The 12,176-nt window shown below is 48.9% G+C and carries 14 protein-coding genes; 3 read left to right on the forward strand and 11 right to left on the reverse strand.

Annotation, left to right across the window (positions count from 1 at the left end; translation table 11 throughout):
* Positions 1 to 175 precede the first annotated feature (175 nt).
* Positions 176 to 442 (reverse strand): hypothetical protein, encoded by a 267-nt coding sequence (locus tag AC0YN0_RS24110; RefSeq protein WP_475823554.1) that lies wholly within the window; start codon positions 440 to 442, stop codon positions 176 to 178.
* The gene (locus tag AC0YN0_RS24115; protein ID WP_337098063.1) at positions 442 to 1,635 is read right to left on the reverse strand and encodes an NAD(P)/FAD-dependent oxidoreductase; all 1,194 of its coding nucleotides are present in this window, start codon (positions 1,633 to 1,635) and stop codon (positions 442 to 444) included. Before AC0YN0_RS24115 ends, AC0YN0_RS24110 begins: the two co-directional genes overlap by 1 nt.
* A gap of 389 nt (positions 1,636 to 2,024) precedes the next feature.
* Between AC0YN0_RS24115 and AC0YN0_RS24120 the strand changes: the two genes are divergently transcribed.
* Together AC0YN0_RS24120 and AC0YN0_RS24125 are read left to right on the forward strand one after the other, a co-directional pair.
* Positions 2,025 to 3,026, forward strand: coding sequence for an NAD(P)/FAD-dependent oxidoreductase (locus AC0YN0_RS24120; RefSeq protein WP_442051743.1), 1,002 nt, complete (start codon positions 2,025 to 2,027; stop codon positions 3,024 to 3,026).
* Between the two features lie 99 nt (positions 3,027 to 3,125).
* A complete protein-coding gene (locus AC0YN0_RS24125; RefSeq protein ID WP_475823555.1) occupies positions 3,126 to 3,374 on the forward strand; it encodes a hypothetical protein in 249 nt (82 codons plus the stop codon).
* A 34-nt stretch (positions 3,375 to 3,408) separates the two neighbouring features.
* Here the strand turns inward: AC0YN0_RS24125 and sda are convergent, their stop codons facing one another.
* From sda to AC0YN0_RS24155, 6 genes are all read right to left on the reverse strand, one after another.
* Positions 3,409 to 3,552, reverse strand: a complete 144-nt coding sequence (gene sda, locus AC0YN0_RS24130; protein WP_337098066.1) for a sporulation histidine kinase inhibitor Sda — start codon at positions 3,550 to 3,552, stop codon at positions 3,409 to 3,411.
* A gap of 390 nt (positions 3,553 to 3,942) precedes the next feature.
* Positions 3,943 to 4,614 carry a YheC/YheD family protein gene (locus AC0YN0_RS24135; protein ID WP_475823556.1) on the reverse strand — a complete coding sequence of 224 codons (672 nt, stop codon included), beginning with the start codon at positions 4,612 to 4,614 and terminating at the stop codon, positions 3,943 to 3,945.
* Positions 4,615 to 4,733: 119 nt separating this feature from the next.
* Positions 4,734 to 5,195, reverse strand: coding sequence for a DUF2269 family protein (locus tag AC0YN0_RS24140; protein WP_475823557.1), 462 nt, complete (start codon positions 5,193 to 5,195; stop codon positions 4,734 to 4,736).
* A gap of 16 nt (positions 5,196 to 5,211) precedes the next feature.
* The gene (locus AC0YN0_RS24145) at positions 5,212 to 5,808 is read right to left on the reverse strand and encodes a TetR/AcrR family transcriptional regulator (protein ID WP_475823558.1); all 597 of its coding nucleotides are present in this window, start codon (positions 5,806 to 5,808) and stop codon (positions 5,212 to 5,214) included.
* 185 nt (positions 5,809 to 5,993) lie between these two features.
* The gene (locus AC0YN0_RS24150; RefSeq protein WP_475823559.1) at positions 5,994 to 8,162 is read right to left on the reverse strand and encodes a DNA topoisomerase III; all 2,169 of its coding nucleotides are present in this window, start codon (positions 8,160 to 8,162) and stop codon (positions 5,994 to 5,996) included.
* A gap of 50 nt (positions 8,163 to 8,212) precedes the next feature.
* A complete protein-coding gene (locus AC0YN0_RS24155) occupies positions 8,213 to 9,124 on the reverse strand; it encodes a hypothetical protein (RefSeq protein WP_475823560.1) in 912 nt (303 codons plus the stop codon).
* 217 nt (positions 9,125 to 9,341) lie between these two features.
* On the opposite strand from AC0YN0_RS24155, the gene AC0YN0_RS24160 reads away from it, so the two are divergent.
* Positions 9,342 to 10,496: a metallophosphoesterase gene (locus AC0YN0_RS24160; RefSeq protein ID WP_475823561.1), complete on the forward strand. Its 1,155-nt coding sequence runs from the start codon at positions 9,342 to 9,344 to the stop codon at positions 10,494 to 10,496.
* Positions 10,497 to 10,573: 77 nt separating this feature from the next.
* On the opposite strand, the gene AC0YN0_RS24165 is transcribed toward AC0YN0_RS24160, so the two are convergent.
* The 3 genes from AC0YN0_RS24165 to AC0YN0_RS24175 form a co-directional block, all read right to left on the reverse strand.
* Positions 10,574 to 11,017, reverse strand: coding sequence for a hypothetical protein (locus AC0YN0_RS24165; RefSeq protein WP_475823562.1), 444 nt, complete (start codon positions 11,015 to 11,017; stop codon positions 10,574 to 10,576).
* A gap of 121 nt (positions 11,018 to 11,138) precedes the next feature.
* The gene (locus tag AC0YN0_RS24170) at positions 11,139 to 11,645 is read right to left on the reverse strand and encodes a GNAT family N-acetyltransferase (RefSeq protein WP_475823563.1); all 507 of its coding nucleotides are present in this window, start codon (positions 11,643 to 11,645) and stop codon (positions 11,139 to 11,141) included.
* A gap of 86 nt (positions 11,646 to 11,731) precedes the next feature.
* A complete protein-coding gene (locus AC0YN0_RS24175; RefSeq protein WP_475823564.1) occupies positions 11,732 to 12,082 on the reverse strand; it encodes a low molecular weight protein tyrosine phosphatase family protein in 351 nt (116 codons plus the stop codon).
* Between the last annotated feature and the right edge of the window lie 94 nt (positions 12,083 to 12,176).

The raw sequence follows: 12,176 nt of genomic DNA on the forward strand, positions 1-12,176 counted from the left end.
CGTCGAAAAAAGTATAGACTGTTTATTCATCTTCGTTTATGATGTTGAATAAGGTCTTTGCAAAATGAACGACTCAAATACAAAAAGAGCTGTAACCGTTGGTTATCCAATCGGCCGCAGCTCTTTTTTGTTCAGCAAAAAAGGCTTCCGCACTAGGGCGGAAGCCTTTTTCTTATTAATCCTCGTCATCCTCTTCGTCCGCTTCAAGCCCGAGACGCTTCGCTTCCAAGTACTCCTGGGTTGCTCTGTCCCGTTCACGGCCCTTATCCTTCAGACGCTCGATAGCCGGTTGAATAAGAAGGTCAACTTCCTTCTGCACCGTATAAGCGAGGTCGTAACGCGTTTGCGATTCTAAAAATGAGCCGACCTCCATCAGCGCGTTGTAACGATCGAGCTCGTCTCTCGTTAACAAACCGCGTACTTGTACGCTGCAGTGGCGCATTATAGGAACTTTCCTTTACGAAGCACAAGCGGAATACCGCCGATAATGAACAGGTAACGCAAGTCGATCATCTTCTTCAACCAAGCAGCCATCCGGCCTTTGTATTTCTTGCCGAAAGCGATGCCGATTGCTTCGCCCTTGCCGAGCGACGCTACCGTTCCTTTATTGCTGAACGTGAACGTCTTAAGCGGCTGGTTGCGAATCGAAGCGACTAGGTTATGCGCGCATACGACACCTTGCTGCATAGCGATCTGTGCAGTCGGCGGGTATGGACGGCCTTCTTCATTGAACATCAGCGAGTTGTCGCCGACGATATAGATGTTCTCATTGCCCGGCGAACGAAGGAATTCATCCACCTTCACCCGGCCGCGCATTGTTTCGAAGCCAGCTTCCTCAATAAGACGGTTGCCGCGAATACCGCCGGTCCAAATAACGGTTGCCGACTTGATCTCTTCGCCTTCGCCGACGATAACGCCTTCCGGGGAGCATTCCTTGATAGCCGTGCCGATACGGAACGTAACGCCTTTTTTCGTAAGGACGTCCATGCCGTATTCCACCAGCTCAGGGTCGAAGCCTGGAAGCGCAGTTGGCGCAGCCTCGATGTTATAAACCTTAACTAACGACGGATCAACGTCGAATTGCTTGCACAGCTCAGGAATACGGTCGGACAGCTCGCCAACGAATTCAATACCTGTGAAGCCTGCTCCTCCGACAACGAACGTCAAGTAATCAGTGCGGTGAGGCTCGCGCTTGTAACGCGCGAATTGATATTCAATATGTTCACGGATCAGACGAACCGAGTTAATGCTGCGAATGTTCATCGCGTGCTCGCCAAGACCAGGGATACCGAATGTTTCCGGTTCTCCGCCGAGACCGATGACCAAGTAATCGTAAGACAAAGTTCCGTCTTCAAGGATGACTTTCTTGTCTTGCGGACGGATCTGTACAACCGTCGATTTGACAAAGTCGATCTTGAATTCGTCGATCAGCTTCGAGATGCTGACACGCGCATTTTCCGGATTGTCCGTACCTGCGGCAGGCATATGGAGATGCGTAGTAATGTAGTGATAGTCATGTTTGTTAACCAAGGTCACATCCGCTTCGTTGTAGTTCAGCTCTTTCTGCAAACGAAGTGCAGTCAAGACGCCACCGTAGCCCGCTCCCAGTATGACGATTTTAGGTATGTTGCTCATCGTATGATCCCATCCAATCCTAGTCTTTTTTCTCTGTGAAAAATTACACAAACCCATCCGAATATTTAAAATGATACTAACAGTTTGCGCTTAATAACGAACATTTATCAACATTCCAATGGCTTACGGCAATGCCTGAACGATTGACAAAATAGCTTATGCAATAGTTAAAAAACGCCGCTGTTCTGCTTCTCTAATCTGTCTCTACACAACACTCCGTACTTAACATACATCAGAAATATTACATAGTTTTCATGAAAAGTTCAAGGGCAAAATATACGAAATTGTTTAGAGTTCTATACAAATTAAATATTTCCTTCTTTCCCCTTGAAAGTTTATAATGAAAATCGTACGGATTAAGAACAGTCAGCAAAACGGAGGTGCTCAAATTGTCTATTTCTCAATCATCTGTTAATCCCATCGATATCGTCATCATCGGCGGAGGTCCCGCTGGACTATTCGCAGCTTTCTATGGAGGGATGCGCCAAGCATCCGTTAAACTTATCGAAAGCATGCCGCAACTTGGCGGCCAGCTTGCCGCGCTTTACCCGGAGAAGTATATATATGACGTTGCCGGATTTCCTAAAGTTACAGCCCAGGAGCTGGTTGATCGTCTAAAAGAACAGCTACAGCTTTTCAACCCGGAAATTTGCTTGGAGGAAAAGGTGCAAAACGTAATCAAGCATGATGAGCGCCTCTTCGAAATCGTGACGGACAAAGGCACACACTTTGCGAAAGCAGTCATTATAACGGCTGGCGTAGGCGCATTCGAGCCTCGCCGTCTTGAGTTGCCGGAAGCAGCCCAGTTTGAGAAAACGAACCTGCATTATTTTGTTGGCGATCTCCAAAGGTTCAAAGGTCAACGGGTGCTTATAAGCGGCGGCGGCGATTCGGCCGTGGACTGGTCGCTTATGCTTGAACCGATAGCAGAGAGCGTTACGCTTATACACCGCAGAGATAAATTCCGCGCGCACGAGCATAGCGTCGAGAACTTAATGAATTCAACGGTTAAGATCGTTACCCCTACTGAAATTACGAAACTTCACGGCGAAAGCCGCATTGATAAAGTAACGCTTACGAATGTGAAGACGCAAGAGACTACTGAACTTGATGTCGATGCTGTCATCGTCAACTTCGGCTTCGTATCTTCACTTGGACCTATCGCTGATTGGGGAATTCATATTCAGGGTGGATCGATTACCGTTGATACACGCATGGAGACGAACATTCCGGGCATCTTCGCGGCTGGAGATATTACCACCTATCCCGGTAAGCTGAAGCTGATTGCCGTCGGATTCGGCGAAGCGCCTACTGCGATCAACAATGCCAAAGTGTACGTGGACCCTAGCGCCAAGCTGTCCCCGGGTCACAGCAGCAATATGAAGCTCTAAACCTTTATTATAAATTGTACAAAAGGGTATCCTAACCTTGGCTAAGTCAATCATTCGCTTACGCATTAGCATGCGCGGCGAGCCAAGGAGGATACCCTTATGTTATGTCCGGTGTGCAACGGGCTTGCGTCCATTCAAGAAAGCTGCTCTTCCTGTAAGGGACAGTTAATCGACGGAGGCCGAGTCACCGATTGGATCGGACCTTATGCCCCGTACGAGCCCATTCAGGAGCCATTCACGAATGATTCCTATCAACGGCAGGAAGCTCCCCCCGCCCGATGCAACCATATTATATATTGCCCAGCCTGCCAGCAGACAAGCGAGGTATTGGTTAACGAGTGGATTTAAGCTGCATCTATTAGCGCCACTTGCAAGACTGAAACTATGCCGTAATTTTACTGGAATCCGGATTAACCTGACGGCGCTTCAATTCCATCGCAAGCATACGGATAAATTCTTGATCCAGATTGTACTGGATTGCTGCAAAATAAGTGTCGACGAGCATTTCGTCAGAAAGCAACTCCATACCTGCACACCCTTTCTTCAAATAAAAGATTTATAAGGGGTTATTCCTTCGTTATTTCTTCTATATAGTAGCATGGCACTATTTGAAAGGACAACAGTCCCATTTATTCACATAAGCTTGTGGATACTGTGTGTATACTGTGTGTATACGAGTCGAAATATGAGGAATTACGGCGTGGATAGTGTGGATAGAGTTATCCACAGGCGCTTTCCTTACTCTTCTTAATAAAAAACTTTAATTGAAATCTATAACTCTATTAATGGAATATATTAACGTCATTAGTTAATAGATGTATTCGGACTTTTCACCTAGTCGTCCCGACAACACAAATAAGGAAATCCGAGCTACCTACGCCCGTCCTTCCCCATATGCCCGGCTATATCCAAATGACTATTGCGGTCTCGTATTCACCTCGAAAATCCAAATCTTCCCTTGTTTATCAATACCATAGTCGTAACCGAGCCTGCTAACTCCTGGAAAACGATTCTCTATGATTTCGGTTGCAAGAATCGTAAGTTCGCGCATCTTGCTTTTCTTCGCTTCTACGAGGTTGTCAGAGAAAGAAGCGGCAATTCCTTTGGCTACCGGTATAAGAGTACCGCCTTGGCGAATATTCGTCACGAACAGTCCCGGTCTTGCCATTTTTCCAACGAACGCTTTGATTCTCCACTTGCTGCCTGTCTTCACATATTTAACCCGATAATCAACCGGCTTGCCGCTTACTTCGGCAAGAAAGATGCCTCGTTGCACGAGATACGGCCTACCCTTGCGCCGTTTGTTTATCGCCGCCAGCAAGCGCCTATAGTCCTTATAATTTCTCGTCCCTGTTAAGTAAGAGAGCGCATAACCCGTTGGGGTTCTGCTAACCTTCATAACACCTACTCCGCCCGAGCCGTTAACCGGTTTGATGACAACCATCCAGTACGTATCCAGCATCGATCTTAATTGATCAGCTCCAAACGGCTTCGTAAGCGGGATATGCGGACTCAGTCTCGGGTGCGACAGCAACGCGATCGTTTTGGCCCATTTGTCCGTAATATGCCTGCCACTGCGAACGTCCAACTCTATCAAGCTCCTTTCCTACCTTATCATCTATAGCATATGCCGCCGATACACATGTCTCTTGGATGATTGCTGTAGGTTAAGAGCCTTTCTTGCACCTTTCTATTACGGTCCTGTCATTAAGGTTTCACTACCATCAGGAACAAGACGATAATCGGTATGATCGTATTCACCGACCCCCACACATTCCAACGCCTCGATACGAGACTGTATTGCGCAGGAAGTTGACCTGTCTTCAGTCCTTGCTCGCTCAGCTTTACCATCTGCAATTGGCAAGGGAGCAGCACGGTTCCCCATAGGATGCCAGAGAGCGCGAATAGACCAATCGACATTGTAAGCCAATTCCACTCCGCGAGCGAATAGCCGTATGCATGCGCGGTTAGAATGCCGAATACAACGATCAAAGCGATACCTGGAATAGTGAATACGTAATCGGCCTTCATGACGTTTACCGCCATTCGATGAGTCGCTTCAGGTGCAGGATAACGATCCTGCGAGACTTTCCAGAAGGCAGTCGTAATAATATTGCCTAGAAAAAGCACCGCTCCAAGCACATGCAGAAATACGAATAGGTTTTCCATCGTCATCATCCTCCGCTCATTTTAACGTTTGCAGCATAAAGTTATAAAAATCTTCTTTCTCGAACGATCGTGCGGACGACTCTCCCGCCTCGCTCATCATCATATTGCGCATACACATGCCGTAGGACAACATGACGAAATGTTCGGATGCCTTGCGGGCATCCACCTTTGGATTAATAACACCTTCTCGTTGCCCCATTTCGATCCAACTGAAGGCGGCAATCGCCGAACGCTCGTGATACTGCTGGAGCAAAGCGGCAACGCCTGATTTATCCTTCTGGGCAAGCAAATAAATAATGATCTGATTTACGACGCTATCTTGCTCCTGAAGCTTAGTCAATCCTTCGGCAATCGCCGCGAGCGGCGCCGTCAGATTGCCTTGCTCTTCTACCGCCCGTTGAAAAGACTCATTGATCGCTTCGACCTGTGACGTAAGCACAAGTCCGAACAGCTCCTCCTTGCTCTTCACATAATGATAAATCGCTCCCTTGGACAATCCCGTTGTCTGCATGATTTGTTGCAGCGTCGTGTTTCGGCAGCCATGCTCTGCGATCAATCGCACTGCTGTCTCCAGCAACTGCCTATATGTTGCGTTTCCCGTAAAACCAACCATTGTTCGCTCCCCATTCGCATAAATGTTTCTTATTTCCATATTACAGACCGACGGTCGGTTTGTAAAGTGGAATAATCTTAAATCGTTGAAATAGATCAATAAAAAATCCCCGCTTCCCGCCGAGGCGGGATAACAGGGATTTCTCAACTTGCTATCTTTGTATTTGTTCAAGGCAGAAAGGTGGGCTACTCGCCCTTCTTCTCCATCGCGGCTCGCAGCTTGTCGGCCAAGCTGTTCGTAAGCGGCGCTTTGTCGCTAAATTGCTCGACGAGCTTCTGTTGCTGCCTCTTGTTCATGCGGCCGCCGCCATCCTTATCCTCCAGCATCTCGATCACGTTGCATGGTCTGCACTGCGCATATTTGCCGGCCTTGCCCGTGTGCATCTCCATCTTTTTATGGCATTGCGGACAACGCTTATTCAGCAGAACGGGGTCGGCTGAACGGCGATAGCTGCATTCCCGATCCGAGCATACGAGCGAACGTCCTCGCTTGCCTTTAATCTCAAGCAATGGCTTGCCGCAATCCGGACACTTCGAATGCGTCACGTTATGAGGCTTGTACTCCTTCGACTCAGCAATGACCTCGGATACCCATTTCGACGCTTGCTCGCGGATCGTCTTCATGAAGGCAGCCGCATTGCCTTTGCCTTGGGCAATCCGCTCCAGCTCCAGCTCCCACTTCGCCGTCATTTCCGGACTGCGCAGGGCGTCAACAACCAGCTCAATGAGCTGCTTGCCCTTGCCTGTCGGTACGAGACGATTCTGCGAACGGTCAATAGTATCGCTCGACAGCAGCTTCTCAATAATGTCCGCTCGCGTAGCAGGCGTGCCGAGTCCGTATTTCTCCATCTGCGTCAGCAGCGTCGCCTCTGTATATCTCGCAGGTGGCAACGTCCGCAACTCCTTGATTTTCCCGTGCTTCACGGCTACCGATTGCCCGGCCGTTAACGCCGGAAGCAATTGCGATTGCTGCTTATCGGCTTTGGCGCTGAAAGACCCATCGGCGTCGTCTTCGCCATCATCATCGCTATTCGCATCGGCAGCATTGCCGTACACTTCCTTCCAGCCCGCATCCTTCAGCGTCTTGCCTTTGGCATATAAGCGATGCTGACCGACAGCCAGCGTAACGCTCGTTTCATCGTACTTGTAGGGCCCATAGAATAACGAAATGAAACGTCTCGCGATCAAGTCATAGAGACGACGCTCATCATTGCTTAATTCGGATAAATTCACGAATTGCTCCGTAGGTATAATCGCATGATGGTCCGTCACTTTGCTGTCGTCGACAATCCGCTTTGTTACTGGAAGCTGTCCTCTAAGCAGCCTGCGGGCAAGCGCCGTATAAGGACCTACCGCAATACTCTCCAATCGCCCTTTGAACGTAGGCACCATATCGCTGGACAAATATTTCGAATCGGTTCGCGGATAAGTGACCAGCTTATGCTGCTCATACAGCTTCTGAAGCACATTGGACGTCTGCTTAGCCGAGAAGCCCAGCCGCTTGTTCGCGTCACGCTGCAGCTCTGTCAGATCATACGCTTGCGGATGCAGCTCCGACTTCTCAACCGTTCGCAGCTTCTCCACCTTGCCGCTGCCCGACTTCCCGATGGCTGCCACTATTGCATCGGCAGCTTCCTTGCTCCACAGCCGTCCATCATGTCCATCCTGCTCGCGCCACATAGCCGAGAAGCCATCAAGATCTGCACCCACGGTCCAATACGGCTGCGACTGGAACTGCTGAATATCGCGCTCGCGATCCATCATAATGGACAAAGTCGGCGTCTGAACCCGCCCTGCGGACAGCTGTGCGTTGTATTTAGTCGTCAGCGCCCGCGTTACGTTAAGCCCGATCAGCCAATCCGCCTCGGCTCGGCATACAGCCGATGCATACAGCGCGTCGTAGTCCTTGCCTGGCTTCAAGCTATTGAAGCCGTCTTTGATCGCTTTGTCGGTCTGGGAAGAAATCCAAAGCCGCTTGAACGGTTTGCGCCAGTGGACAAGCTCCATAATCCAGCGCGCGACAAGTTCTCCCTCGCGACCTGCGTCGGTGGCGATAATAAGCTCGTTAATATCTTGCCGCTTGCATAGCTGGGCAACAGCCTTATATTGATGTGAAGTTTCCTTCATCACTTTCAAGTTCATCTTTGGAGGCAGTAACGGGAGGTCCTCGAGATTCCAATTGCGGTATTTCGGATCGTAATCCTCCGGCTCGGCGAGTGTTACAAGATGACCAAGCGCCCAAGTTACGACGTATTTAGGGCCTTCCATATAGCTCTTATGCTTCTGTCCGCAGCCAAGCACGCGCGCAATTTCTTTCGCAACGCTTGGTTTCTCTGCTAATACTAACGATTTCATGCTGTCTAACGCTCCATTCCTAACAACTTTTAATAACGATTATGATGCAATTATCTCGTCACGATACCATATGCCTTCAGCATGCGCAACGCATCGAACGTGATAAAGCCTTTCCAATCCTGCTTCGCCTCGGGCCATGTGTCTTCATATTGTCCCCATGACCAAGTTGGCCACCATGCACCGTCATCTTGCTGCTTCGTCAACATAAAAGGCAAATACAGCTCCACGCTTTCCTTCACCTGCCCGTAATAAAGGCTCGACGGCGAACTTGCCGCCTGAACAGGCGTAAGGCAATAGCCTTCCCACTGCTCCGGATTAACGGAAACGCAGCTTCCGACCATCTCGTCCAATACCGGCTTGACCTCATTCATCACCGAGGATGGTACCAGTTCAGCGAATCGCAGACAGCACAACAGCTCGTGAAAATCTTTTCTCGTGGACTTCTCGTTTATATATGTAACGGCACGCTGCGTCAGCTCGTCGAGAAGCGCGGCAGGCACTAATTCGGAAAATCGTTGGAAGTAACCAACGATCTCGATTGCCGGATTGCCCCATCCGTCATGCTGCTCGTTATAATTCCACCACGGCGCGCGAGGCGCGGATTCAACCTCGCGAGGCACAATGTCCCATCCGCCAAGTTGTACCGTATTATACGTTTCGATTAGGAAACGTATTGCTTCCCGTACGAGTGGCTCGTTGTAATCCGCCTTGATGTATACCAAATACTGCAGCGCAACCGTAGTCGCCAAGGCAGATGAAACCGCGCAACGCGAATCCGGTTCAAGACCATGGCCGAACCCTCCGTCTTTATTTTGAAACTTGGCCAATTGCTCCGTAACTGCGCTCTTCGGTCCGTCTTCGAATTCATACGCATACAATGCTTTCTCCAGCGGGCGAGCCCCCTCATTCATGAAGTGAACCGCTGCCCTCCATTGCTCCTCAGCCATTGTCAATAAAGTCATGCCGATCTCTCCTTTATTCGTCGTAATGAATCTCTCGGCAATTGCCGGAAGCTTTATCTTTTCTGCTATAGAATATCGTATCCAATCATCCGCATATAAGCAATGCCGCCTGCTGCTCTATCCTATTTGGAGGTGGTATAGCCAATATGATATAGTAGTTTCAGTTTCATTCCTACTATTATCAATCGCCTACGGGCTCGCAGGGAGCGTTGCAAAAATGAATCGTCGTTTTATCGTTTCGTTAATCGGAATATTGTTATTCTATGGCGGCTTGTCCTTATATCTTGGATGGAACGGCTGGGTTTATCTGTCTGCCCTATACGATTGGAATCATGCGGGCATATACAGCGTAATCGTCGCTATGCTTGCTCTCGCTTTTATTATTGGAAGAGTGGGACAAACCACATTGCTGAAGCCGATCGCCGGACCGCTTAAGCTCGTTGGCTCATATTGGTTCGCGATTCTAGAGTACGGCGTACTATTATTCCCTGTTGCCGATATCGTTGCCCTCCTGCTCAAGCTAGGCGGAGCAGAGCGCGACGCTTATGTCATAGGTACTGGCAGTATCGCATTGTTCGTGCTGCTGATTCTATTGATCGTAGGTACTCGCAATGCCTGGTCACCTGTCATTCGCCATTACAAGGTACAAATTCCGAAGCAAGCTGGCAACAGGCAAAAGCTTCGCATCGCAATGGCTTCCGATATTCATCTAGGCACAACAATCGGCAATGGCCATCTGCAGCGCCTGATCCGCAAGGTCAAGCAGATTGACCCGGACATTATATTATTGCCCGGCGACATACTCGACGACGATATCGAGCCTTTCATTCGCCATAATATGGCGGATACGCTGGGCAAGCTTGATGCACCTTTAGGTGTATTCGCCGTAACCGGCAACCACGAATACATCGGAGGCAAGGTTCCCGAATTTATAGCAGCGATGGATGCGATCGGTATTCGAGTATTGATGGACGAGACAGCGCTTATCGCCGACAGCTTCTATATTATTGGCCGCAAAGACAAAGCTTCTTCCGGATTCAGAGCCGGCAGCGCTGGGCGGCTTCCGATCAGCGAGCTCGTCTCGCCTTTGGATAACACGCTGCCCCTAATTATGCTTGATCATCAGCCGTCGGATCTATCGAACGCCGCTATGAATGGCATCGATCTATCGCTTTCGGGCCACACGCATCGCGGCCAAATGGCACCGAACCACCTCGTTACGAAGCGACTGTTCGAGCTTGATTGGGGCTACCTGAAGAAAGGCAGTCTGCACGCCATCGTCTCCTCCGGCTTCGGCTTCTGGGGTCCGCCGGTCCGTATCGGCAGCCGCTCCGAAGTGCTTCAGATTGATGTTGAGTTTGTACCTGCCTAATTAAGCATAGAAGCCGAACGCCGGTCATCATTAGATGACCGGCGTTCGGCTTCTATGCATCAATACGTTCGAATGGGTTACTCATAACCAATGTAGGCCTTCGAGCCGGGAGTCGGCACGCCAAAACCGGTCTTATCAGCCTCCATCAACAACGCCTTTAGCTTCTTCGCCGACGACTTGCCTACCGTATACAAGGTACCGGACGCTTTACTGTTTATAAACTGTACCACGTCATATTTCGGCAATGCATACAGCAGATAGGTTTCTCCATGCAGCTTAAACGAGTAAGGCGGCGCGCTGATGTCGACGACACCTCGATTTTTCTTCGCGAAACGGACAGCATATTCGAACACGCGGATATCATCCTTGGAATTCCATATCATCTCTGTATCCGGCTCTACCTGTTCAAAATCAAGCATTCGGTTAGCGACAACTTCATCTTCCGTTATCCGAAACACATACATCCCTATTGCTGCTAACGCAATTAGAACGACAAGCCCCCAGGTCCACCTTTTTCTCATTCGAACCCCCGCTTTCCATACAAATACTCGATGTCATCGCCAAGAACTTGCGGGTTAATCTGACGCAAATTCCCGTACATGATTACCATTAAGACGATAGTCTGAGGAGAAAAGTTCGCACTTATAGCTTTTTTACAAAATAAAGATTGAGGTCATCGTCTACTACTGTCTGCTGTCCATATCGCAAATACTCGCCGTTCCGATAGATTCCTTGGCCATCCGGAACATATCCCCGCTTTACATACATCGATTGAGCCGCACCGTAGTCGCTGAACAACCCTACCCCAATGCCGGCAAGCTCTGAACGATGAGCGATGATTTCCTCGGCTCTGTCGAGCAGCAGCGTTCCGTAACCAAGTCTGCGATATTTGATTAATACGTTGAAATCTTGAATTTCGGGGATGGAGCGCTCCTTAAAATATTCATAGTCCGACATCCATACGATATTCACGTAACCGGCAAACTGACCATTTGCTTCCGCCACCAGCGTCTCGCGCAGTCCGCTAGCCTGCTCATTCGCATATTTTTCATACAGTTCTACGGGCTTATGCCAGCCTTGACTTGCAAAAGCATCGGATATCGTTAAAGGGTCATTGTCCTTTAAGCTTCGAATTAGGAATTGGTTCATAGACACACCTCATTTCATTGAATTCACCTTTTAGTATAATGAATAATGATTTAATGAGCTGGTAATAAACGAATAAAATTAAATATTCACTGCGCTTCTCCTCGTTCGGACGGCAACGTAACATACGTGCCTATGCTCGATTGCAAGAGGCCAATCAAATCTTCATTCATATATTCATATTCGTCAGGGATATGGAGGCATATGATTTTTTTGCCTGTTAGAGCATACGGGAACTTATCCTGCAACCGCCTAACATGCTTCTTCTCCATCGCGAAAATAACATCTGCCCAGCCAATATGTCCCTCATTCACCTTCACTCGGGCTTGCTCTTCTGTTCCTGCCGACTTGACCTCGATTCCGTCAACGCCTCGGAAGATCGTCTCTGCCGTCAGACTGCGCCATTTATTGCGACTGCATACAAAAAGCAACTTCTGCATATATCGATCCTTTCAATTGGTGATAGATACTATTCAAGTATAGACAAGCATATCAAATCCTCTCTAAGTTAAAAAGAGAAGAAGCCTCCGATTA

The organism is Paenibacillus sp. J22P218, assembly GCF_056269195.1.

Bases quoted from the DNA above. Each gene is read 5' to 3' on its own strand.
- AC0YN0_RS24110 (WP_475823554.1), bottom strand. From the start codon at position 442: ATGCGCCACTGCAGCGTACAAGTACGCGGTTTGTTAACGAGAGACGAG.
- AC0YN0_RS24115 (WP_337098063.1), bottom strand. From the start codon at position 1,635: ATGAGCAACATACCTAAAATCGTCATACTGGGAGCGGGCTACGGTGGC.
- AC0YN0_RS24125 (WP_475823555.1), top strand. From the start codon at position 3,126: ATGTTATGTCCGGTGTGCAACGGGCTTGCGTCCATTCAAGAAAGCTGC.
- sda (WP_337098066.1), bottom strand. From the start codon at position 3,552: ATGGAGTTGCTTTCTGACGAAATGCTCGTCGACACTTATTTTGCAGCA.
- AC0YN0_RS24140 (WP_475823557.1), bottom strand. From the start codon at position 5,195: ATGGAAAACCTATTCGTATTTCTGCATGTGCTTGGAGCGGTGCTTTTT.
- AC0YN0_RS24145 (WP_475823558.1), bottom strand. From the start codon at position 5,808: ATGGTTGGTTTTACGGGAAACGCAACATATAGGCAGTTGCTGGAGACA.
- AC0YN0_RS24150 (WP_475823559.1), bottom strand. From the start codon at position 8,162: ATGAAATCGTTAGTATTAGCAGAGAAACCAAGCGTTGCGAAAGAAATT.
- AC0YN0_RS24155 (WP_475823560.1), bottom strand. From the start codon at position 9,124: ATGACTTTATTGACAATGGCTGAGGAGCAATGGAGGGCAGCGGTTCAC.
- AC0YN0_RS24160 (WP_475823561.1), top strand. From the start codon at position 9,342: ATGAATCGTCGTTTTATCGTTTCGTTAATCGGAATATTGTTATTCTAT.
- AC0YN0_RS24165 (WP_475823562.1), bottom strand. From the start codon at position 11,017: ATGAGAAAAAGGTGGACCTGGGGGCTTGTCGTTCTAATTGCGTTAGCA.
- AC0YN0_RS24170 (WP_475823563.1), bottom strand. From the start codon at position 11,645: ATGAACCAATTCCTAATTCGAAGCTTAAAGGACAATGACCCTTTAACG.
- AC0YN0_RS24175 (WP_475823564.1), bottom strand. From the start codon at position 12,082: ATGCAGAAGTTGCTTTTTGTATGCAGTCGCAATAAATGGCGCAGTCTG.